We start from the raw sequence: 20002 nt of genomic DNA on the forward strand, positions 1-20002 counted from the left end.
GAACAATAAAAAGTAAAACATCCATATTGAATGTGAGGGATATACGTATGCGTATGAATGAAAAAGGGCATTCTGTTACAAATGGTGCAAATCAACTGTTTAATGTTAATTTACATGATTTTATTTCGAAAGAACAAAACAATACTTCAATGGAGCTTGCTTCTGAATTTGGCATTTCGCTACAAGATGTAAAGCGCCTAAAGAAGCAAATGGAGCGCTCTTAGAGCACTTGACAATCCTACTGAACAAACGTATAGTAATTTTATATTTACATATGAATAGAACCGTTGATAGAGAAGAGTAAATGAGATACACATGGAAAGAGAAGAAATGTCTTAGGCTGAAAACATTTCTACATGATGACTGATTGAATGACACTCTAGAGGTTTCAACTTGAACGGCATATATGCTTAGTAGGGATGAACGCACATTTAAGCGTTATTAAAAAAGTGGAAGCATACGTGCTTCAATTAGGGTGGCACCACGGGTATAATACTCTCGTCCCTACTGTTCAAACAGTAGAGGCGGGAGTTTTTTTATTTTTATTAAGATTAAAACAATTTGAGGAGGAACTGAATATGTCTATTCAAATCCCACGCGGAACGCAAGATATTCTTCCGGGTAGCGTTGAGTTATGGCAGTATATCGAAGGGCAAGCGCGCGAAATTTGCCGTCGTTACAATTATAAAGAAATTCGCACACCAATTTTTGAACACACTGAGCTATTTTTACGCGGTGTTGGTGATACGACAGATATCGTACAAAAAGAAATGTACTCATTCCAAGACCGTGGAGAGCGTAGTTTAACACTACGTCCAGAAGGTACTGCACCTGTTGTACGTTCTTACGTTGAAAACAAAATGTTCGGTGACGCAACACAGCCAACAAAATTATACTATATCGGTCAAATGTTCCGTTACGAAAGACCACAAGCAGGTCGCTATCGTCAATTCGTACAATTCGGTATTGAAGCAATCGGAAGTAACGACCCTGCAATTGATGCAGAAGTAATTGCACTTGCTGTCGAGTTTTACCGCGGCATGGGCTTAAAAAATATTAAAGTTGTATTAAACAGCTTAGGTGATGCAGCGAGCCGTCAAGCGCACCGTGATGCATTAATTGCTCATTTTGAGCCACGTATCGGTGAGTTCTGTTCTGACTGTCAATCTCGCTTAGAAAAGAATCCTCTTCGTATTTTAGACTGTAAGAAGGACCGTAACCATGAATTAATGGGTACAGCACCATCTATTACAGAATACTTAAATGAAGATTCAGCAGTATACTACGACAAAGTACAAGAACTATTAACGATGATGGATGTTCCATTTGAAAAAGATCCAAACTTAGTACGTGGTTTAGACTACTATCAACACACTGTATTTGAAATTATGAGTGAGGCAGAAGGTTTCGGTGCTATCACTACATTAAGTGGTGGTGGCCGTTATAACGGACTTGTACAAGAAATCGGTGGACCGGAAATGCCAGGTATCGGTTTTGCAATGAGTATTGAGCGTTTAATTATGGCGCTAAAAGCTGAAAACATTGAGTTGCCAATTGAACATAGTATTGATTGTTACGTTGTAGCTCTTGGTGAAAAAGCGAAAGACCATGCTGCAAAAGTTGCGTTCGATCTTCGTAAAGCTGGCTTATCAGTTGAAAAAGATTATTTAGATCGCAAAATGAAAGCACAATTTAAATCAGCAGATCGTTTAAATGCGAAATTTGTAGCTGTATTAGGGGAAGATGAGCTAGACAAAGGTGTCATTAACTTAAAAGATATGGCAACAGGTGGACAAGAAGAAGTAGCATTAGATGTATTTGCTTCATACGTAGCAGAGAAATTAATATAGGGGGAACTTACAGTGGCTGAAAGAACACATGCATGTGGAAAAGTAACAGTAGAAGCAGTTGGACAAACAGTTCAATTAAAAGGTTGGGTACAAAAACGCCGTGACTTAGGTGGATTAATCTTTATTGACTTACGTGACCGTACAGGTATCGTACAAGTTGTATTTAACCCAGAAACATCAAAAGAAGCACTAGAAGTAGCAGAGACAATTCGTAGCGAATACGTATTACACGTAGAAGGTACAGTTGTTGAGCGTGGGGAAGGTGCAATTAATGACAATATGGCAACTGGCCGTATTGAAGTACAAGCAACGAAGGTAAATGTATTAAATGCAGCGAAAACAACGCCAATCATTATCTCTGATGATACAGATGCATCAGAAGATGTACGTTTAAAATATCGTTACTTAGACTTACGTCGTCCTGTAATGTTCAACACATTCAAAATGCGTCACGACGTAACAAAAACAATTCGTAACTTCTTAGATACAGAAGATTTCTTAGAAGTTGAAACACCAATTTTAACGAAGAGCACGCCAGAAGGAGCTCGTGACTATTTAGTACCAAGTCGTGTGCATGATGGTGAATTCTATGCATTACCACAGTCTCCACAGCTATTTAAACAGCTTCTTATGGTCGGCGGATTTGAGCGTTACTATCAAGTAGCACGTTGTTTCCGTGACGAAGATTTACGTGCGGATCGTCAACCAGAATTCACGCAAATCGATATCGAGGCATCATTCTTAACGCAAGATGAAATTTTAGAAATGATGGAGCGCATGATGACGAAAGTTATGAAGGATGCGAAAGGTGTAGAAGTTAGTGCACCATTCCCTCGTATGAAATATGCTGATGCGATGGCTCGCTATGGTTCTGATAAGCCAGATACACGCTTTGAAATGGAACTAACAGACCTATCTGAATTTGCAGTAGGTTGTGGCTTTAAAGTATTTACAAGTGCTGTAGAAAGCGGCGGACAAGTAAAAGCAATTAATGCAAAAGGTGCTGCGAGCAAATACTCTCGTAAAGACATCGATGCATTAACTGAATTCGTAAAAGTATACGGTGCAAAAGGTCTAGCTTGGCTTAAAGTTGAAGAAGACGGCCTAAAAGGACCGATTGCGAAATTCTTCGGTGAAGAAGATGCAAACGTGTTAATGAGTACATTAGAAGCAAGTGCTGGCGACTTATTACTATTCGTAGCAGATAAGAAGAGCATTGTTGCAGACAGCTTAGGTGCACTTCGTTTACGCCTAGGTAAAGAACTTGAGTTAATTGACGAAAGTAAATTTAACTTCCTATGGGTAACTGATTGGCCACTTCTTGAGTACGATGAAGATGCAGATCGTTATTTCGCAGCTCACCATCCATTCACAATGCCATTCCGTGAAGATGTTGAACTATTAGAAACAGCACCAGAAAAAGCACGTGCGCAAGCATATGACCTTGTATTAAACGGTTATGAGCTTGGTGGTGGATCACTTCGTATTTACGAGCGTGACGTACAAGAAAAAATGTTCAAAGCACTTGGATTCTCACAAGAAGAAGCGCAAGAGCAATTCGGATTCTTATTAGAAGCATTCGAATACGGAACACCACCACACGGCGGTATCGCATTAGGTTTAGACCGTCTTGTTATGTTACTTGCAGGTCGTACGAACCTTCGTGATACAATTGCATTCCCAAAAACAGCAAGCGCAAGCTGCTTATTAACAGAAGCTCCAAGCCCAGTTGCAGAAGCACAGCTTGAAGAGTTAAACTTAAAATTGAGCTTGAAAGAAGAGAAGTAAGAATAAAGTCTAGATGGTTATACTATAGCCGTCTAGACTTTTTTTGAGAGGAAGTTAAAAAGTCCGGTTCAGATAACTGTCGCATCTCATCGTTACGTACGCTAGTCCGGTGCTCGAGTATTGCTCCTACACTGCGCTCCTCCTAGCGTACGTGCCTCGATCTGCTCGGTNNACTGTCGCATCTCATCGTTACGTACGCTAGTCCGGTGCTCGAGTAGTGCTCCTACACTGCGCCCCTCCTAGCGTACGTGCCTCGATCTGCTCGGTTCTCTGAATCCTCCTTTTTAAACGTATATTGAAGAGGAAGTTAAAAAAGCCCGGTGTACACTATGTTTTCATTTTGAAATATGTATTTTTAGGAATTCTATAACTTTTTCTATACAAATAGTCGGAAAAACGCTAGAATACATGGTAGACCATTTTTGTAATAGGAGTGTAGAGCTGAATGTTACATCAATTTTCACGTAATGAATTAGCCTTTGGAAAAGAAGGCCTTGAAATATTAAAAAATAGTACAGTCGGTATTTTAGGTATTGGCGGCGTAGGGTCGTTTTCGGCAGAAGCGTTAGCGCGTTCTGGTGTGGGGCGTCTTGTATTAGTTGATAAAGACGTTGTAGATATTACAAACGTAAACCGTCAAATTCACGCGTTAGTATCTACTGTAGGACGTTCAAAAGTAGAATTAATGAAAGAGCGTATTGCAGACATTAATCCAGAGTGTGAAGTAATTGGATTAGAGATGTTTTATACAGATGAAACATATGAAGAGTTCTTTAAACACGGCTTGGATTTCGTAGTGGATGCATCTGATACGATTACGTTCAAAATTCATTTAATTAAACAATGTTTACGTCGTAAAATTAAAATTATCTCATGTATGGGTGCAGCAAATAAAATGGACCCAACTCGTTTCCGTATTGCGGACATCTCTAAAACACATACAGATCCAATTGCGAAAGTAATTCGTACGAAGCTTCGTAAAGAGGGTATTAAAAAAGGTGTAAAAGTTGTCTTCTCTGACGAAAACCCAATCGTAATTCGTGAGGAAGTGCGTAAAGAAATCGTACCAGACGAAAATGCAAAAATTCGTAAAGCGAAATTACCACCTTCATCAAATGCATTCGTACCATCTGTGGCTGGTTTAATTATGGCGAGTCACGTTGTACGTGAACGTATTAAAAACGTAGAAGTGAAGCGTGTAGGGCAAGAATAAAAAAGAAAGCATATATCCGCCTGGGGTATATGCTTTTTGTATGTTTTAAAGAAATATTGTTAATGGCAATTTTTATCGGTAAATCGATATTCCATGTCGAATCGTTAATATATTTCGAGTTGTGATAGATATATTCGGAAAATCGTTGATATATTTTGAGTTGTGATAGATATATTTGAAAAATCGTTAATATAATTTCATTTATCGGTGCGCTGTTTGCCGAAGAAATAAACAGGGATGTCACTAAGTTGAAAAAGTGACATCCCTGTTTTTTAGCTTTCTGCTGAATATATAATATCTAAATTCCCGTTTTGATCTGTTTTGAAAATGGGGGCAATTTGTTCGTCTTGTTCTTCGACCGAAACAAGTTTTCGAGCGCGATCCATAATTCTAACTAGCATTGCATAATCTTCTTCGATTGCTTGTTGTTTTTTTGTGAGAACAGCTAATTTTACTTCAAGTTCATGATTCGCTTTTTGCAGGGAAGTGAGCTGATCTTGTAGTAAGTCATTTTCAGTTTCTAACTTTGCGAGTGAAGGGTGATTGTGCTCCAAGTTTTGCAAAAATGAGATGACGTTTTGCATTGTAAGAACCTGTTTATTTGGCAGAATATCTTCTGAAAACTCGGCATCAATTACGAGCTGATGCCGAGTTTTTGTAAACTGCTCTTTTTCTATGTGAGCTTCAGAACGTTTTAACTCTTTACGTTGTTTTTTTGCAAGTTGCACTGCATTTTCAAAATTTTGTCTTACTTCAGCATTCCATCTAAAGCCGCAAGCTGCGGAAGTTCGGTTCAATGTATCGCCAACTTCATCGAATGCTTTTATTTGTGTACTTCCGCTGCGGATATGTCGTAAAACAGTTTCTGCTAAAAGGAGATCGTCTTCTTTTGTCCATGCATCTTGACGTGTTTTCATAAGCGAAGCCTCCATAATGGTGACGTTTTCGCTTAGGTTACCCTTTATTTTTCGTTTTATTCGAACTTTGTAATCTTTCATACACGGTAGAAAGCGCTTGTTCAAATTTTCCTGTCGTTTTCGGTTTATAATATTGTTTGTTTTTTATTTTATCAGGTAAGTACTGTTGTTGTACCCAGCCGTTTGGCTGATCGTGTGGATATAAGTATCCGATACCTCTACCTAATGATTCTGCGCCTTTATAATGACTATCTTTTAAATGACTTGGAATGTCACCTGTTTGACCGTTGCGCAAATCGTGTAATGCAGCATCAAGCGCTTTATAAGCTGAATTTGATTTTGGTGATAAGCAAAGCTCGATAACGGCATTTGCAAGTGGTATGCGTGCTTCTGGAAAACCAACTCGTTCAGCAGATTCAATTGCGGCTAGTGTACGTGGTCCAGCCTGCGGGCTAGCAAGTCCGATATCTTCATATGCCATAATAAGAAGGCGTCTACCGATGCTTTGTAAATCACCGGCTTCAATAAGGCGTGCTAAATAATGAAGCGCTGCATTTACATCACTTCCGCGCACTGATTTTTGAAATGCTGATAACACGTCATAATGTGCATCCCCGCCTTTGTTGTGAACGAAGCTCTTTTTTTGTAAGCACTCTTCAGCGATTTCTAGCGTGATTTCTGCGGCTTTGTCGTCAGTTGTAAAGCTAGACAAAACAGCTAATTCAAGCGCGTTATAAGCGGAACGCATATCTCCGCCTGACGCATTTGCAAAGTGATGTAATGCTTCATCCGTAACAGTTACATTATATTCCCCAAGCCCTTTTTCTTTATCTTCAAGAGCTCGTTTTAAACCAATTAAAATATCATCTTCTGTTAAGGCGTGTAATTCGAAGATTTGACAACGACTTCGAATAGCAGAGTTTATCGCATGAAATGGATTACTGGTCGTTGCTCCGATTAAAGTAAGAAGTCCACTTTCTAAATGAGGTAATAGAAAGTCTTGTTTCGCCTTATCTAGCCTGTGGACTTCATCTAAAATTAAAACGAGGTGTCGATGCATTTTTGCTTCCTGTACGACAACTTCCATATCTTTTTTATTATGAGTAACAGCGTTTAATAGGCGAAACGGGGTACCAGTACTTCCTGCAATTGCGCTAGCAATCGATGTTTTTCCTGTGCCTGGAGGACCGTATAAAATCATCGATTGAAAATGATTTGCTTGGACCATTCGCCATAAAATCTTTCCTTCACCAACTAAATGCTGTTGTCCGATAATTTCTTGAATATTCGTAGGGCGCATTCGATGTGCGAGTGGTTGTTTCATTTTGACCTTCTCCCTTAATGTATAATCTCACTCTATCGTATCATTTTTTGTAATGGAATTTGAAATAAGATGCTGTTTTATGGGAAAAATGAATATTAATATTTTCATTTTTCTATCAATTGTAATAATTCCCGAGTTTTTCAATGTGATTTTATGTTATCATTTTGATACACAAGTTGAAATTTCTTATAATACTATATTATGCTATAATTTCATAGGATTTTAAATTGTGTTCTTTTATAAAGTGAAACTTTAATCAGTGGGGGTTTTGTTCATCCCCCACCTAACTTCTTTGCTCCAGCCGAATTTTGAGGTGGGAGTTTTACTGCCCGCAAATAGCGGGATAAATAAGATATAACCAATAGAAGTGAAAATTTGAAAAGAGGTGCAAAATAGATGAAGATTTCAACAAAAGGCCGCTACGGCTTAACAATTATGATCGATCTTGCAAAAAAGTTTGGTGAAGGACCGATTTCGTTAAAATCAATCGCACAGGCACATGACTTATCAGAACATTACTTAGAGCAATTAATTTCACCACTTCGTAACGCTCGTCTTGTAAAGAGTACGCGCGGGGCATATGGCGGATATGTATTATCTGATCAGCCGGCTAACATTACAGCTGGGGATGTAATTCGTGTACTAGAGGGTCCAATTAGTGTGGTAGAAATGATAGAGGAAGAAGAACCTGCACAACGCCAATTATGGATGCGTGTTCGTGATGCGGTGCAAGAAGTATTAGATAGTACAACTTTAGAAGATTTAGTACGTTATGAGGAAGAAAATCATGGGGGCTATATGTTTTACATTTAATTCCTTGTGAAACGATTTGGAAAGAAGGAGATTTAATGGAACGCATTTACTTAGATCATGCTGCGACATCTCCGACTCACCCAGAAGTGGTCGAAAAGATGATTCCATATATGACAGAAACGTTTGGAAATCCGTCTAGTATTCATTTTTATGGACGTCAATCGCGCCATGCAGTAGATGAGGCGAGACGTGTTTGTGCACGTAGCATTCACGCGAGCCCAAATGAAATTATATTTACGAGCGGTGGTACAGAAGCTGATAATTTAGCGCTTATAGGTGTAGCACGTGCGAATCGTCATAAAGGTAACCACATTATTACAACGCAAATTGAACATCATGCGATTTTGCATACATGTGAAGTGCTAGAACGTGAAGGATTTGAAGTGACATATTTACCTGTAGATGAAACAGGGCGCGTTCAAGTTTCTGACATACAAAAGGCATTAACAGAAGAAACGATTCTTGTATCCATTATGTTTGGGAACAATGAAGTAGGGACAATGCAATCAATTGCGGAAATAGGAAAGCTGCTAAAAGAGCATCAAGCTTATTTCCATACAGATGCGGTACAAGCTTACGGGCTAGTGGAGATTGATGTAAAAGAGTTTGGTATTGATTTATTATCAATTTCAGCTCATAAAATTAACGGACCAAAAGGTGTGGGCTTCCTATATGCAGGCACAAATGTAAAATTTGAACCGTTAGTAACAGGCGGAGAGCAAGAAAGAAAACGCCGCGCTGGTACGGAAAATGTACCTAGTATCGTGGGACTTCAACATGCAATTTTACTAGCTGAAAAAACTCGTGAGCAAAAAAATGCCCAATATGAAGAGTTTAAAGATATAATGGTATCTGTCTTCAAAAATGAAGGCATTACTTTCGAGGTAAACGGAAACTTAGAATATCGCTTACCACATGTGTTGAATATAAGTTTTACAGGAATGAACATTGAACCGTTTCTTGTAAACTTAGACTTAGCTGGCATTGCAGTATCAAGTGGTTCTGCTTGTACAGCTGGTTCGATTGATCCATCACATGTATTAGTTGCGATGTTCGGAAAAGACTCCGATCAAATACGTTCATCCGTACGCTTTAGTTTCGGACTTGGAAATACGAAAGAGCAAATTGAAAAAGCGGCGTACGAAACAGTGAAAATCGTGAAGCGATTAACACAAAATTAGCATGGGAGGTGACATGATGAACAAACTACCTCACGAAACACGCGTTGTCATCGGGATGTCCGGTGGCGTCGATTCATCTGTAGCAGCTCTTTTATTAAAAGAGCAAGGTTATGATGTAATCGGAATTTTTATGAAAAACTGGGATGATACAGATGAAAATGGTGTCTGCACAGCGACAGAAGATTACAATGATGTAATTGAAGTGTGTAACCAAATTGGTATTCCGTATTATGCAGTAAACTTTGAAAAACAATACTGGGATAAAGTATTTACGTATTTCTTAGATGAGTACCGAGCTGGTCGTACACCAAACCCAGATGTAATGTGTAATAAAGAAATTAAATTTAAAGCATTTTTAGAGCATGCAATTGCGCTTGGTGCTGATTATGTAGCGACAGGCCATTATGCACGTGTTGCTTATATGGACGGCGAATATAAAATGCTTCGCGGCGTTGATGATAACAAAGATCAAACGTACTTCCTAAATCAATTAAGCCAAGAGCAATTATCAAAAACAATGTTCCCATTAGGTGAATTAAAGAAACCACAAATTCGCGAAATGGCGACAGCTGCTGGTTTAGCAACAGCGGCGAAAAAAGATAGTACTGGTATTTGCTTCATTGGTGAGCGTAACTTTAAAGATTTCTTAAGTAACTATTTACCAGCTCAGCCAGGTGTAATGCAAACATTATCTGGTGAAGTGAAAGGAAAACATGACGGTTTAATGTACTATACAATTGGCCAACGTCATGGTCTTGGTATTGGTGGTAACGGTGATCCGTGGTTCGCTGTTGGGAAAAACTTGAAAGAAAACATTTTATATGTTGACCAAGGATTCCATAACGAACTCCTATATGGTGATGAAGTTATTGCTACGAATGTAGGATGGGTAAGTAACAAAGCAAAAGAAACAGAATTTAAATGCACAGCGAAATTCCGTTATCGTCAAGCTGACAATAAAGTAACGGTTCAAATCGTTGATGAAAATACAGTTCGTATTCTTTGTGATGAGCCAATTCGTGCGATTACACCAGGACAAGCAGTTGTTTTCTATGATGGAGATGAGTGTTTAGGCGGCGCTACAATCGATGAAGTATACCGTAGTGGTAAGAAATTAGATTATTTAGGATAATAAGAGAAGCCTCTGCCGATTAGCGGTTAGAGGTTTCTTTTACATAAAGCGAATTTTCGTTCGCTTGGAAAATACATTCTTTGTTATAATTTGTTGTAGAGGTGAAGGACATGTCAAACAAACTTGAAACAGGTATTCAATATATGCAAGAAGGAAACTGGGAAGAAGCAGCTAAAAATTTTACAGAAGCAATCGAAGAAAATCCGAAAGATGCGCTTGGCTACATTAACTTTGCGAATTTATTAGATGTATTAGGTGATAGTGAGCGAGCAATTTTATTTTATAAACGTGCATTAGAGTTAGATGATAAATCTGCGGCTGCTTATTATGGCTTAGGAAATGTATATTACGGTCAAGAGCAATTTACAGAAGCAAAGGCTGTATTTGAACAAGCAATGCAAGCGGGATTACAATCAGCTGATGTAACATTTATGCTAGGGATCACACATGTACAACTTGGAAATGATCGTCTGGCATTGCCGTTTTTACAAAGGGCAACAGAATTAGATGAAAACGATGTAGAAGCTGTATTCCAGTGCGGACTTTGCTTCGCGCGACTAGAACATATTCAAGAGGCGAAACCTTATTTTGAAAAGGTATTAGAAATGGATGAAGAGCATGCAGATGCATATTATAATTTAGGTGTTGCGTACGTATTTGAAGAAAATAACGAGAAAGCTCTCACTTTATTTAAGAAAGCAACTGACATTCAGCCAGATCACTTTTTAGCTGGTAATGGTATTCGTTTATTAGAGCAAGAAGCTGAATAAGATGAACATATAGTTTAATGGGTAGTTATCCCTCATCTAAAGAGGTGGGGGATGTACTGCTCATTAAAGTGAAAAAATCGGAAAGGAGAGGAAAGGAAAGATGGGAAATCAACATGCAATGGATTTGTTTGAAGAAGAGAAAAAATTTATAAAAGCGCAAGTTCTTCATACCATTTTCCACAACGAAGAAAACCTCTATTCCGTTGTCAGTATGAAAATCATTGAAACGAATGAAACATATGACGAAAAAAAAGTGATGATAAACGGTCACTTTCCCCGTATGCACGAAGATGAAGTGTTTACATTAACAGGTCACTTTAAAGACCACCCAAAGTATGGGAAACAATATTTAGTTGAAACGTTTAAGAAAGAATTGCCGCAAACGAAAGCGGGCATGGTGCAATATTTAGCGAGCGATTTATTTAAAGGAATTGGAAAACGTACAGCTGAAAAAATCGTGGATCATCTTGGTGAGCATGCTATTTCTAAAATTATGGATGATCCCGATGCGTTAAATGGCGTTGTAAACAAGCAAAAGGCGCAGGAAATATATGAGACGATTATTGAGCATCAAGGGCTAGAGAAAGTGATGAGCTTTTTAAATGGTTACGGCTTTGGGACGAAGCTTTCTATTAAAATTTATCAGCAATATAAAGAAATGACATTAGAAGTGATCCGTAATAATCCATATCAGCTTATTGAAGAAGTCGATGGGATTGGTTTTGGAAGAGCAGATGATATAGGACGTGCATTAGGTATATCAGGCAATCATGATGACCGTGTACGTGCGGGATGTTTTTATACGCTAGAGAATGTTTCATTGCAACTCGGTCATGTTTACATGGGGAAAGATCAACTTGTAAGAGAAACGATGTCACTTTTAAACAATCAAGAAGGAAGAGTGACTGAGGAAGATATTATAGGTTGCATTGAAATGATGCAAGGTGAAGGGAAAGTCATCATAGAAGAAGAGCGAGTGTATTTAGCTTCGTTATTTTACTCTGAAAAAGGCGTTGTAAAGTCCATTCGTCGTCTTATGAATCAAGAAGAAACCCCTGCATTCCCTGAAGCAGAAGTGTTAAAAACATTAGGGGAAATTGAAGAACAGCTAAAGGTACAGTATGCACCGCTTCAGCAAGAAGCAGTTCAAACTGCACTTCATAAGCCGATGATGTTATTAACAGGTGGACCAGGAACGGGGAAAACAACAGTTATTAAAGGAATTGTTGAAATGTATGCGTCGTTGCACGGATTATCACTAAATCTAAATGAATATAGTGATGACAATCCATTTCCAATACTATTAACGGCTCCAACAGGAAGAGCAGCGAAGCGAATGAGTGAATCCACAGGACTTCCAGCTTGCACAATTCATCGTCTGCTTGGATGGACGCCAGAAGGGTCTTTCCAGCGAAATGAAACAGACCCTGTCCAAGGGAAGCTCCTTATTATTGATGAGTTTTCGATGGTAGATATTTGGCTGGCAAATCAATTGTTTAAGTCCTTGCCGACGAACATCCAAGTAATCGTTGTAGGTGATGAAGACCAATTACCATCGGTAGGACCTGGACAAGTGTTGAAAGATTTATTAAATGCAGGTGCCATCCCAACGGTAAAACTCACAGAAATTTATCGTCAGGCAGAAGGTTCGTCTGTTATTCAGCTTGCCCATGCGATAAAAGACGGGACGCTCCCACCAGATTTAGCACAAAATAAAAAAGATCGTTCATTTATCAGTTGTGCAGGGGCTCAAATTGTTGAGGTTGTTAAAAAGGTTTGTGAAAATGCTAAGACAAAAGGCTTTAGTGCAAGAGATGTACAAGTATTGGCACCTATGTACCGCGGACCAGCAGGTATTAATGTGTTAAATGAAGCTCTTCAAGAAGTGTTTAATCCGAAAAAAGAAAAGAGCAAAGAAATTGCCTACGGTGACGTTGTATACCGGCGAGGTGATAAAGTACTTCAATTAGTCAATCAGCCGGAAAGCCAAGTGTTTAATGGTGATATTGGAGAAATTGTTTCAGTGTTTTATGCGAAAGAAAATGTCGAGCAACAAGATATGATCATCGTTTCATTTGACGGAATTGAAGTAACATATACAAAGCCGGATTTAAATCAAATTACGCATGCATATTGTTGCTCGATTCATAAATCACAAGGTAGCGAATTCCCAATAGTTATTATGCCGATTGTAAAGAGCTACTACCGTATGTTACGCCGTAATTTAATTTATACAGGTATTACAAGAAGTAAAAAATTCCTTATTATTTGCGGGGAGGAAACAGCTTTTAAATCTGGCGTAAATCGCCTTGATGATGCAATGCGTCAAACGACTTTAGCTAGTCGCTTGCAAGAATCACAAGGGGAAGTACAACTGGTAACAGTTAATGGCGAAGAAATGGACGTGGAAAACATTTCACCGTATGATTTCATGTAACAAGGTGAAATTATATAGTGACACTTTCAAACGTATAACGTTGAAAGGCTTCAGCAATGTATAAATGAATGCAGTTTGGACATAATGGCGAATAGAATCTGGGAGACTGTAAGGAGATGAAAGCCATATGCTCAGTTGTCCAAATTGCAAAGGGAAAGACATTGGAAAAATAGGTGTCAACCAATTTTATTGCTGGAATTGTTATATCGAATTATCGGTTTCAAAGGGGAAAATCCATACGCATCAAGTAGAGGAAGATGGTTCATTAAGCTCTCTTGATGATTTATTTGATGAGAATGAAAGAACAATCGGATAACGAAAAGGGGGATTTACTTTGAATCTACGCAATTCATTAATCGCATTAAGTGTTGGGGCTGCAGCATATCAATATGCTCGTAAGCAAGATGTGTTTTCAAAACGCAACATAAAAAAGGCGCGTAAGATGATTAAGTCTTATTTATAATCATTTCGATAAAGTAAAAAACTCCCTTATTGCTGAGGGAGTTTTTTTACGTGCCCATATGCAAATATAAAAGTCCGATTTCTGAGAAAAGATAAGATAGACCGTAGCATCCAACGCCAAGTATTCCGTAATACCATAATTGCTTCGCTCTTTCTTTTCGCGGGGAACGAATAAAGAATCCTTTCCAAATACCAAACCCGATACAAACCCATTCAAGAATCATAAAAAGTGCGGATAATACGAGCATAAACAAAACCATAATTAGCCCTCCTGATTATATTGTTCCAGGTTGCATTCTCAGGGGTGGTTGTCCTTGTTATGTTAAATATATGTACGTCTTTACAAAACAGTATTGTCCGTATGAAAAGATTTTAAAAGTTTTGCACATAACCTACCCTATTTATTTTCAAAATAAAGGTGGAGGAGGTTTTTCGTGTGAAGAATCTTAAAATCATTTGGATATATCGTTTAGGATTATTGTTACTCGTTTTTCTTTGCTTGCTCGTTTTTTTAAAAATTAAGCCGCTATGGGCGCCGATTATTTTTGTATTTAAAGTGGCAATTACGCCTTTTCTTATCGCGTGTTTTATTGCTTATTTATTGCATCCTTTAATTGAAAAAATTCATAAAGAGGGAATGCCTCGCACGCTTGCGATTTTACTCATTTACATTCTTTTTTTTGGCGGGATTGGTTATGGGATTTATAAAGGAACGCCAGTTGTTATTAAGCAGTTGCAAGAGATTAATGAACAGTTTCCGCAGTTTACTAAAATGTATGATTCCTGGATGGATGGTGTTACAGAACAAACAGCGAACTTCCCGTCATTTATTCATGAAAAGGTGAAACAAATTTTTGGTGGTGTAGAAACGAAGATTCAAGCGCTTTTAAATAAAGTGATGAGTACAGCTCGTGGTGTACTTGATTCGTTGCTCATTATTTTCTTAATACCGTTCATTGTATTTTACATATTAAAAGACTACGGTGAGTTTTATCATATCTTTTGGAAACTGGTCCCGAGTAAATGGCGAAGTACGGGGCAGATGCTTGCGAAAGAAATTGACAAGTCACTTGGAAGTTATATTCGAGGACAGTTATTTGTTTGCTTAGTATTAGGAGGGGTATCTGTTCTTTCTTTTTGGTTTATTGGTATGAAATATCCATTGCTGCTCGGCATTATTATTGGGGTAACGGATATAATCCCGTACTTTGGTCCTATTTTAGGGGCGATTCCGACGTTGATGATTGCAGCAACGGTATCAACGAGTTTACTCATTAAGGCGGGGATTACGATTGCCATTTTGCAATTTTTGGAAAGTAACATTTTATCGCCTTACATCGTTGGTAAGTCGCTTCGTATGCATCCAGTTATTATTATGCTTGCCTTACTAGTTGGAGGAGAGGTAGCTGGGATTGTAGGTTTACTAATATCGGTTCCAATTTTAGCTGTGATTCGTACAGTGATTGTTCATGTGAGGCCTCTTTGGAAAAGAGAAGATATGTAATGATTAGCCCTCTATTTTTATAAATAGAGGGCTAATCATATGCTTATTTAGGGAGTTGTTCTTGTATTTTTTGAACAAGTGAGCTCACATCATTTGTTTGAATATGTTTTATTCTTTTCCATTCCGTATCATACATAAATACAATTTGATTGCTGAAAAGACGCTTTTGTTCTTTTAGATTAGAAATTTTTGCGAAAGAGTACTCTTCAAATATTGGATTCTTGCTTATATCTGGTCCATAAAAGAAGAGTCTTTTGTTCGTTAAAATTAACAGCCCGGGCCTTGCGACGGAACGATATATAAATATATCTAATGAACATGCTGCGTAAAACAAAATTGTTTCGTCAGCCGTTAATATATTTTTAGCTTTGTTCAATACGGTTGTCATAGTAATCGCTCCTTTGCTATTAATAATTAATTGTAACAAAAATATAATATTCAGAAAAGTTTATGTAGATATTTTCATGAAAATAGTACGATTTATTAATGGATTGCATAATATATGAAAAGGCTGTTAAGAATGAATAGTAGAATAACTATGGTTAATGAGCAATTGATACAATATAAATGATTATCTACATTGACAAACTTAAGAGAATTCTATTATATTTAGTCATATAATACATTAAATCAATGACGGAACAAGTACGTTACAGTCCATTTATAGAGAGAAGCTTCCAATGGCTGAGAGAAGCTTTAAATGAAGGGTAACAGAAAGCTAATCCTGAGAGCAGCTAATCACTGCCGTCTTGCCACGTTACGGCACCATGAGGTGATGAATTGATTGTTATAATAATCAATTCATAATTAGGGTGGTATCGCGAGTTAACTCTCGTCCCTTTTATAGGGACGGGAGTTTTTTATATTTAAGGAGGAAAATACAATGAAACAACTAACAGGCGCACAAATTCGTCAAATGTTTTTAGACTTTTTCCAAGAAAAAGGACATGCAGTAGAACCTAGTGCATCACTAGTTCCACATGAAGATCCATCTCTTCTATGGATTAACAGTGGTGTAGCAACATTAAAAAAATATTTTGATGGCCGTGTAATCCCGCAAAACCCACGTATTACAAATGCTCAAAAATCAATTCGTACAAACGATATTGAAAACGTAGGGAAAACAGCTCGTCACCATACATTCTTTGAAATGTTAGGAAACTTCTCAATCGGTGATTACTTCAAAGAAGAAGCAATTACTTGGGCTTGGGAATTCTTAACGAGCGACAAATGGATCGGATTCGATAAAGAATTACTATCAGTTACAATCCATCCAGAAGATGAGGAAGCATTCACAATTTGGAATGAGAAAATGGGTGTTCCGAAAGAGCGTATTATCCGCTTAGAAGAAAACTTCTGGGATATCGGTGAAGGACCAAGTGGACCGAATACAGAGATTTTCTATGACCGCGGAGAAGCTTACGGTAATGACTTTAGTGACCCAGAATTATATCCGGGCGGAGAAAACGAGCGTTACTTAGAAGTATGGAACCTTGTATTCTCTCAATTTAACCATAATCCAGACGGTTCATATACACCACTTCCTAAGAAGAACATCGATACAGGGATGGGTCTAGAGCGTATGACATCTATCGTTCAAGATGTACCTACGAACTTTGATACAGACCTATTCATGCCGATGATTGGCGCAACAGAATCAATTTCTGGTGAGAAGTATCGTAATGGCGATTTAGAAAAAGATATGGCATTTAAAGTAATTGCTGACCATATCCGTACTGTAACATTCGCTGTTGGTGATGGTGCTCTTCCATCTAATGAAGGCCGTGGTTATGTATTACGTCGTTTATTACGCCGCGCTGTTCGTTATTCGAAGAAATTAAACATCAACCGTCCATTCATGTTTGAATTAGTGCCGGTTGTTGGAGAAGTAATGAAAGATTTCTATCCAGAAGTACTGGAGAAGAAAGATTTCATCGCAAAAGTTGTGAAAAACGAAGAAGAGCGTTTCCATGAAACACTTCATGATGGTGAAGCAATTTTAGCTGAAGTAATTGCAAAAGCGAAAGAAGAAAAAACAACTGTTATTTCTGGCGTAGACGCTTTCCGTCTATATGACACATACGGTTTCCCAATTGAATTAACAGAAGAATATGCAGAAGAAGCTAGTATGACAGTTGACCATAAAGGTTTTGAAGCTGAAATGGAAAAACAACGTGAGCGTGCACGTGCTGCTCGTCAAGACGTTGATTCTATGCAAGTTCAAGGCGGTGTCCTTGGAGAAGTTAAAGTAGGAAGTGAATTCGTTGGTTACGGTACAGTTGCAACAGAAAGTAACGTTGTTGCACTTGTGAAAAATGGTGAATACACAGATAGCTTGCAAGCTGGTGAAGAAGGACAGTTAATGCTTGATGTAACGCCATTCTACGCTGAGAGCGGTGGACAAATTGCAGACCGTGGTTATCTTCTTGCAGATGGCGTGAAAGTGCTTGTAAAAGATGTACAAAAAGCACCAAACGGTCAAAACTTACACAAAGTTGTTGTGGAAGAAGGTACATTAACGAAAGACACGGCTGTGAAAGCTATTATTGATACAAAGAATCGTAGTAGCGTTGTGAAAAACCATACAGCAACTCACTTACTACACCAAGCATTAAAAGACGTACTAGGAATGCATGTTAACCAAGCTGGTTCTCTTGTAACTTCTGAACGTCTACGCTTTGACTTCTCTCACTTCGGTCAAGTACAAGCTGACGAATTAGAAAAAATTGAGCGTATCGTAAACGAGAAAATTTGGGAAAGTATTGATGTTGAGATTTCTCAAAAAGCAATTGAAGAAGCGAAAGAAATGGGTGCAATGGCATTATTCGGTGAAAAATACGGTGATGTTGTACGCGTTGTACAAGTTGGCGATTACAGCTTAGAGCTTTGCGGTGGTTGTCACGTTGATAACACAGCTTCTATCGGTATTTTCAAAATTGTTGCTGAGTCTGGTATCGGTGCAGGAACTCGTCGTATTGAGGCGGTAACTGGTAAATCTGCATACGAATTAATGAACGATCAAGTAGGTTTATTAAAAGAAGCAGCTGGAAAAATGAAAACAAATCCGAAAGATATTTTAACAAGAGTTGATGGTTTATTTGTTGAAGTGAAACAACTGCAAAAAGAAAACGAATCTCTTGCTGCGAAATTAAGCAATATCGAAGCTGGAAACTTAACTGATTCAGTAATGACTGTTGATGGCGTGAACGTATTAGCTGCGAAAGTAAATGTTGCAGATATGAACAACTTACGTACGATGATGGATGACCTGAAAAATAAATTAGAGTCTGCAGTTGTTGTTTTAGCGTCTGTAAATGATGATAAAGTAAACATTTTAGCTGGCGTAACGAAAGACTTAATTAGTCAAGGTTACCATGCTGGTAAGCTTGTGAAAGAAGTAGCTTCTCGTTGCGGCGGTGGCGGTGGCGGCCGTCCTGATATGGCGCAAGCAGGCGGTAAAAACCCAGCTCAAGTTGAAGAAGCTTTAGCATTTGTACAAGAGTACGTTAAATCTGTTTCAAAATAAAGAGATAGTAGTGTACAATGGTAGGGAGAGGAGAAGTTCTTCTCCCTATACTTACTATATAAGTGAGGTGCTTGAAATGGACGGTTTTGATAAAACAATGAAGTTTAGCATTCAAGATGAAAAACAGAGTGTCCATGTAAACGATGTACTTTTAACTGTGTATGATGCACTTCAAGAAAAAGGCTATAATCCGATTAACCAAATCGTCGGTTATTTATTAAGTGGAGACCCAGCATACATACCTCGCCATAAAGATGCACGAAGCATCATTCGCAAGCTTGAACGTGATGAGTTAATTGAAGAGCTTGTGAAGTCTTACTTGAAACATCATCGTGAGGAGTAGTTTATGCGGATATTAGGTTTAGATGTAGGTACAAAAACAGTCGGAGTTGCAATGAGCGATGAAATGGGCTGGACAGCACAAGGGCTGGAAACAATTAAGATTAACGAAGAAAGAGGTCATTTTGGTTTTGACCGTATTTCTGAGTTAGTAAAACAGTATGATGTGGACAAAATAGTAGTAGGTTTACCTAAAAATATGAATGGTACAATTGGCCCGCGTGGTGAAGCGTGCCAGCAATTTGCAGAAAACCTACGAGAGCTGTTACAATTAGAAGTTGTAATGTGGGACGAGCGTTTGTCGACGATGGCAGCGGAACGTCTGCTCATATCAGCTGATGTAAGTCGTAAGAAGAGAAAGCAAGTCATCGATAAGATGGCTGCAGTCGTAATCTTACAAGGATTTTTAGATAGTAAATAAGAGGTGACCAAAATGGAAGAAAATCAAATTACAATTGTAGACGAAAAAGGTAACGAACATTTATGTGAAATTATTTTCACTTTTGATGCTGAAAAATTTGGTAAAAAATCATACGTAGTCTTCTCTCCAATCGGTGAAGTAGACGAAGATGGAGACCAAATTTATGATGCAATGGCTTATGAGCAAAATGAAGAAGAGGGCGGAACTTTACTTCCAATCGAATCTGAAGAAGAGTGGGAAATGGTACAAGAAATGTTTAACACTCTAGCTGATGAGGCAGAACAAGACGCAGAATAGTAAGTACTGAAAAGATGGACGACATATA

General features: G+C 38.3%; 20 protein-coding genes and 2 other annotated features. Of the genes, 16 read left to right on the forward strand and 4 right to left on the reverse strand.

Translation table 11 applies throughout. From position 1 onward, the window contains the following. Positions 1 to 47 precede the first annotated feature (47 nt). From COC96_RS27590 to COC96_RS15840, 4 genes are all read left to right on the forward strand, one after another. Complete coding sequence (locus tag COC96_RS27590) at positions 48 to 224, forward strand: hypothetical protein (protein ID WP_088230665.1); 177 nt, start codon at positions 48 to 50, stop codon at positions 222 to 224. Positions 225 to 278: 54 nt separating this feature from the next. Beyond that, positions 279 to 509 (forward strand) — a binding site (T-box leader). Positions 510 to 578: 69 nt separating this feature from the next. Beyond that, complete coding sequence (gene hisS, locus COC96_RS15830) at positions 579 to 1850, forward strand: histidine--tRNA ligase (protein ID WP_098268216.1); 1272 nt, start codon at positions 579 to 581, stop codon at positions 1848 to 1850. A 12-nt stretch (positions 1851 to 1862) separates the two neighbouring features. Further along, the gene (aspS, locus tag COC96_RS15835) at positions 1863 to 3638 is read left to right on the forward strand and encodes an aspartate--tRNA ligase (RefSeq protein ID WP_098769038.1); all 1776 of its coding nucleotides are present in this window, start codon (positions 1863 to 1865) and stop codon (positions 3636 to 3638) included. A gap of 445 nt (positions 3639 to 4083) precedes the next feature. Further along, positions 4084 to 4851, forward strand: a complete 768-nt coding sequence (locus tag COC96_RS15840; protein ID WP_000903182.1) for a tRNA threonylcarbamoyladenosine dehydratase — start codon at positions 4084 to 4086, stop codon at positions 4849 to 4851. Positions 4852 to 5123: 272 nt separating this feature from the next. On the opposite strand, the gene COC96_RS15850 is transcribed toward COC96_RS15840, so the two are convergent. Further along, positions 5124 to 5768 carry an RsfA family transcriptional regulator gene (locus COC96_RS15850; RefSeq protein ID WP_098769039.1) on the reverse strand — a complete coding sequence of 215 codons (645 nt, stop codon included), beginning with the start codon at positions 5766 to 5768 and terminating at the stop codon, positions 5124 to 5126. Positions 5769 to 5805: 37 nt separating this feature from the next. Beyond that, on the reverse strand, positions 5806 to 7092 hold the full coding sequence (locus tag COC96_RS15855) for a replication-associated recombination protein A (protein WP_098769040.1): 1287 nt from the start codon (positions 7090 to 7092) through the stop codon (positions 5806 to 5808). Between the two features lie 396 nt (positions 7093 to 7488). Between COC96_RS15855 and cymR the strand changes: the two genes are divergently transcribed. The 7 genes from cymR (at position 7489) to COC96_RS15890 (ending at position 13888) form a co-directional block, all read left to right on the forward strand. Next, positions 7489 to 7905 (forward strand): cysteine metabolism transcriptional regulator CymR, encoded by a 417-nt coding sequence (gene cymR, locus COC96_RS15860; RefSeq protein ID WP_000704116.1) that lies wholly within the window; start codon positions 7489 to 7491, stop codon positions 7903 to 7905. 35 nt (positions 7906 to 7940) lie between these two features. Further along, entirely contained in the window at positions 7941 to 9086 is a 1146-nt protein-coding gene (locus COC96_RS15865) for a cysteine desulfurase family protein (protein ID WP_098769041.1), read from the forward strand. A gap of 16 nt (positions 9087 to 9102) precedes the next feature. Further along, the gene (mnmA, locus tag COC96_RS15870; protein WP_098769042.1) at positions 9103 to 10218 is read left to right on the forward strand and encodes a tRNA 2-thiouridine(34) synthase MnmA; all 1116 of its coding nucleotides are present in this window, start codon (positions 9103 to 9105) and stop codon (positions 10216 to 10218) included. 110 nt (positions 10219 to 10328) lie between these two features. Continuing rightward, entirely contained in the window at positions 10329 to 10988 is a 660-nt protein-coding gene (locus tag COC96_RS15875) for a tetratricopeptide repeat protein (RefSeq protein ID WP_098268190.1), read from the forward strand. A 100-nt stretch (positions 10989 to 11088) separates the two neighbouring features. Further along, positions 11089 to 13425, forward strand: a complete 2337-nt coding sequence (gene recD2 / locus COC96_RS15880) for an SF1B family DNA helicase RecD2 (RefSeq protein ID WP_097905205.1) — start codon at positions 11089 to 11091, stop codon at positions 13423 to 13425. 127 nt (positions 13426 to 13552) lie between these two features. Next, positions 13553 to 13741: a hypothetical protein gene (locus tag COC96_RS15885; RefSeq protein WP_000947445.1), complete on the forward strand. Its 189-nt coding sequence runs from the start codon at positions 13553 to 13555 to the stop codon at positions 13739 to 13741. Positions 13742 to 13759: 18 nt separating this feature from the next. Further along, positions 13760 to 13888, forward strand: coding sequence for a YrzQ family protein (locus tag COC96_RS15890; protein WP_098268188.1), 129 nt, complete (start codon positions 13760 to 13762; stop codon positions 13886 to 13888). A gap of 46 nt (positions 13889 to 13934) precedes the next feature. Here COC96_RS15890 and COC96_RS15895 read toward each other — a convergent pair whose 3' ends face one another. Further along, positions 13935 to 14147, reverse strand: a complete 213-nt coding sequence (locus COC96_RS15895) for a hypothetical protein (RefSeq protein WP_098769043.1) — start codon at positions 14145 to 14147, stop codon at positions 13935 to 13937. A 176-nt stretch (positions 14148 to 14323) separates the two neighbouring features. Between COC96_RS15895 and COC96_RS15900 the strand changes: the two genes are divergently transcribed. After that, complete coding sequence (locus COC96_RS15900) at positions 14324 to 15391, forward strand: AI-2E family transporter (RefSeq protein ID WP_098268186.1); 1068 nt, start codon at positions 14324 to 14326, stop codon at positions 15389 to 15391. 43 nt (positions 15392 to 15434) lie between these two features. On the opposite strand, the gene COC96_RS15905 is transcribed toward COC96_RS15900, so the two are convergent. Beyond that, positions 15435 to 15779, reverse strand: coding sequence for a PH domain-containing protein (locus COC96_RS15905; RefSeq protein WP_098268185.1), 345 nt, complete (start codon positions 15777 to 15779; stop codon positions 15435 to 15437). Between the two features lie 236 nt (positions 15780 to 16015). After that, positions 16016 to 16234, forward strand: a binding site (T-box leader). Positions 16235 to 16274: 40 nt separating this feature from the next. On the opposite strand from COC96_RS15905, the gene alaS reads away from it, so the two are divergent. The 4 genes from alaS (at position 16275) to COC96_RS15925 (ending at position 19974) form a co-directional block, all read left to right on the forward strand. Continuing rightward, the gene (alaS, locus tag COC96_RS15910; RefSeq protein ID WP_098769044.1) at positions 16275 to 18917 is read left to right on the forward strand and encodes an alanine--tRNA ligase; all 2643 of its coding nucleotides are present in this window, start codon (positions 16275 to 16277) and stop codon (positions 18915 to 18917) included. Positions 18918 to 18993: 76 nt separating this feature from the next. After that, positions 18994 to 19260, forward strand: a complete 267-nt coding sequence (locus tag COC96_RS15915; protein WP_000348590.1) for an IreB family regulatory phosphoprotein — start codon at positions 18994 to 18996, stop codon at positions 19258 to 19260. A gap of 3 nt (positions 19261 to 19263) precedes the next feature. After that, the gene (gene ruvX / locus COC96_RS15920; protein WP_001221200.1) at positions 19264 to 19677 is read left to right on the forward strand and encodes a Holliday junction resolvase RuvX; all 414 of its coding nucleotides are present in this window, start codon (positions 19264 to 19266) and stop codon (positions 19675 to 19677) included. Between the two features lie 12 nt (positions 19678 to 19689). Beyond that, on the forward strand, positions 19690 to 19974 hold the full coding sequence (locus COC96_RS15925) for a DUF1292 domain-containing protein (RefSeq protein WP_097905209.1): 285 nt from the start codon (positions 19690 to 19692) through the stop codon (positions 19972 to 19974). Positions 19975 to 20002: the final 28 nt, after the last annotated feature.

It is taken from the genome of Bacillus cereus (assembly GCF_002577405.1).
In the GTDB taxonomy this organism is placed as follows: domain Bacteria; phylum Bacillota; class Bacilli; order Bacillales; family Bacillaceae_G; genus Bacillus_A; species Bacillus_A cereus_AU.